This window comes from Sphingomonas sp. FUKUSWIS1, from assembly GCF_000733135.1.
GTDB classification, from domain to species: domain Bacteria; phylum Pseudomonadota; class Alphaproteobacteria; order Sphingomonadales; family Sphingomonadaceae; genus Sphingomonas; species Sphingomonas aerolata.
In genome coordinates this window covers 1-2,334 of the sequence record NZ_JPJC01000227.1, presented here as the reverse complement: position 1 = coordinate 2,334, position 2,334 = coordinate 1, and the positions used below count along the sequence as shown (strand labels likewise).

The following is a 2,334-nucleotide window of genomic DNA, read 5'->3' as shown; positions in this document are numbered from 1 at the left end:
GGGGCTGGCGGCCTGGGACAGGAGCAGCGCGGGGGCGAGCAGCATCAGGATCATAAGCGGGCGATCACATCCTCGACCGCGCGGATGATCAGCGCGATGTCGGAATCGCGTGACAGGCGGTGATCGCCGTCCTTGACGAGCAATGTCTGCACATCGGCTGAACGAAGCAGCTCGGCGAGCCGGGTGGTCCGCAGCCACGGCACCGCCTTGTCGCGCTGGCCCTGGATCAGGCGGACGGGGCAGCGGATCTCGATCCAGCCGAACATCAGCCGGTTCGCCTCGCCCGACGCCCAGAAGCCGCGGGTGTAGATGGTGGGTTCGGGGCCGTAATCGTTGGCGCGTTCGAGCCGGCCCGCGCTGAGCAGCGTCAGCTTTTCCTCAGGGGTGAAGCCCCAGTCGGTGAAGTCGGGCGCGGGGGCGATGCCGACGAGCGCCGCGACCAGATCGGGGCGGGCCTTCGCGACGAGCAGCATCAGCCAGCCGCCGAGCGACGAGCCGACGAGCACCGCGGGGCCGTCCGCCAGCGCCTCGAGCATCGCGATCACGTCGTCGCGCCAGTCGACGAGCGTCTGATCCTCGAACGCGCCCTCGCTGCGGCCGCAGCCGCCATAGTCGAAGCGGAGATAGGCGCGGCCCTGCGATTTCGCCCAGGCCTCGAGCGTAACCGCCTTGGTGCCCGTCATGTCCGAACCATAGCCCGACAGGAAGACGATCGTCGGGCCGGTGCCGGTCGTGTGGTGATAGGCGAGGCGGGGGCGGTCCGGCGCGGGGGTGGTGGTGTCGGTCATGCGCGGGGCTTTAGCCAAAGCGGGCGGGTCGGGATAGGTCAGGCTGGTGCGGAGGGGCTGGTGAAGATGTCCTCGATCGCGAGGCCGAACAGCTCGGCGATGCGGAAGGCGAGCGGAAGCGAGGGGTCGTAGCGGCCGGTTTCGATCGCGTTGACGCTCTGGCGCGAGACGTCGAGGCGGTCGGCGAGGTCGCCCTGGCTCCAGTCGCGTTCGGCGCGCAGGACTTTCAGGCGGTTCTTCATGCTGTCCCTGCGCGCACCGCGGCGATGTTGACGCACCCGCCGAGCATCAGGCCGGCAAACCAGAGCACACCCGCCGAATAGGCCGGGACGTGCGGGGCGAGGCCGAAGCTTTCGAGAAAGCCCCAGATCGTCGTCGCGCAGAGCATGAAGACGGTGGCGATCAGCGTCTGGCGGACGTTCATCGTGCGGATATATTCGTCGGGCTCGTCGCGCAGATAGCGCCCCCAGGCGAGGAAGACGCCGAGCAGCGGGAGCGCGGGCAGCACTGCGAGAAGATAGGCGAGCGGGCCGGTCGGCGGATGGCTGCGGAACAGCGCCACCACGCCGAACAGCGTGCCCATGTACGCAAGGCTGAGACCGAGAACGGTGGCGTTGTAGCGGCGCAGCGCGGGGCTCTTGTGCATGGTCAAGCGTCCTTTCAAATCAGTAAAGGAAACTTGTCATTTGGGTGTGTGGAAGTCAAGGGGGCTTTACAGTGGGGGGCGGGGTTGAGGGGATGCGATCGCGCCTGTTCGTTCTCCCATGTAGGCGGGAGTCCGGGGTGGCAGGGCTCGGTGCTGCTTGGCTCTGGATCCTGACTTTCGTCAGGATGACGGGGGGAGGGGGGCGGCGCTTCCCCGCCGTCCGGATGGCGAGTGGGGAGGGCGGCGCTTCCCCGCCGTCGGGAGGACGGGTGGGGAGGGCTGCACTTCACCGCCGTCATCCTGGGCTTGACCCAGGATCCAGGGTTATGGGGCGCAGCGCCGTTGGCTCTGGGTCCTGACTTTCGTCAGGATGACGGGTGGGGGGAGGGCGGCGCTTACCGCCTTCGTCCTGGGCCCCCGCTTTCGCGGGGGGACGAGCCAGCTTGGGCCGGGGGGTCAGATGATGAATTCTACCGTTTTCATCTGGGTCTGGTCGGCCGCCACCGCGCCGCGTTTGGCGACCATCTGGCGGTGGAGTTCGCGCACCGTGTCGCTGCCGCTGGTCTTGCACAAAGCGGGGATGACCGCGTGGACGAGGGCGCCGAGGCCGCCCGCGATCATCGTCACGCCGAACCGGCTGGCGACGCCGAAATGCTCGGCATAGCTTTCGCCGACGGTGGCGGGATGGTCGAGGAAGAGGCGGCGGAACATCGGCGGGTCTCCGGACGGGGGATCGGGCTTATCCTATCAGCCGGCGAGGGATTCGACCATGGTCGCCGCGAGCAGGCTGAGCGTGTCGTCGCGCGCGCCCATCACGACGATGCGGTCGCCGGGGCGCGCCTCGGCCACCAGCAGCGCGGCGGCGTCGGCGCGGTCGGCGATGTGGCGGGCGTCGCGGCC

At 68.9% G+C, this 2,334-nt stretch carries 4 protein-coding genes and 1 pseudogene; all 5 read right to left on the bottom strand.

Annotated elements, in window-relative coordinates; translation table 11 throughout:
• Nucleotides 1-50: 50 nt before the first annotated feature.
• The gene (locus sphsw_RS13635) at nucleotides 51-788 is read right to left on the bottom strand and encodes an alpha/beta fold hydrolase (protein ID WP_031441083.1); all 738 of its coding nucleotides are present in this window, start codon (nucleotides 786-788) and stop codon (nucleotides 51-53) included.
• Nucleotides 789-826: 38 nt separating this feature from the next.
• Nucleotides 827-1,030, bottom strand: coding sequence for a helix-turn-helix transcriptional regulator (locus tag sphsw_RS13630; RefSeq protein WP_031394295.1), 204 nt, complete (start codon nucleotides 1,028-1,030; stop codon nucleotides 827-829).
• The gene (locus sphsw_RS13625) at nucleotides 1,027-1,434 is read right to left on the bottom strand and encodes a hypothetical protein (protein ID WP_031441082.1); all 408 of its coding nucleotides are present in this window, start codon (nucleotides 1,432-1,434) and stop codon (nucleotides 1,027-1,029) included. Before sphsw_RS13625 ends, sphsw_RS13630 begins: the two co-directional genes overlap by 4 nt.
• A 456-nt stretch (nucleotides 1,435-1,890) precedes the next feature.
• A complete protein-coding gene (locus tag sphsw_RS13620) occupies nucleotides 1,891-2,145 on the bottom strand; it encodes a DUF6356 family protein (RefSeq protein ID WP_031441081.1) in 255 nt (84 codons plus the stop codon).
• A 36-nt stretch (nucleotides 2,146-2,181) separates the two neighbouring features.
• A pseudogene (locus sphsw_RS19450) lies at nucleotides 2,182-2,334 on the bottom strand (UDP-N-acetylmuramate--alanine ligase); the annotation flags it as partial.

Coding starts and splice junctions, on each gene's coding strand:
- sphsw_RS13630 (WP_031394295.1), bottom strand. CDS start 1,030: ATGAAGAACCGCCTGAAAGTCCTGCGCGCCGAACGCGACTGGAGCCAG.
- sphsw_RS13635 (WP_031441083.1), bottom strand. CDS start 788: ATGACCGACACCACCACCCCCGCGCCGGACCGCCCCCGCCTCGCCTAT.
- sphsw_RS13625 (WP_031441082.1), bottom strand. CDS start 1,434: ATGCACAAGAGCCCCGCGCTGCGCCGCTACAACGCCACCGTTCTCGGT.
- sphsw_RS13620 (WP_031441081.1), bottom strand. CDS start 2,145: ATGTTCCGCCGCCTCTTCCTCGACCATCCCGCCACCGTCGGCGAAAGC.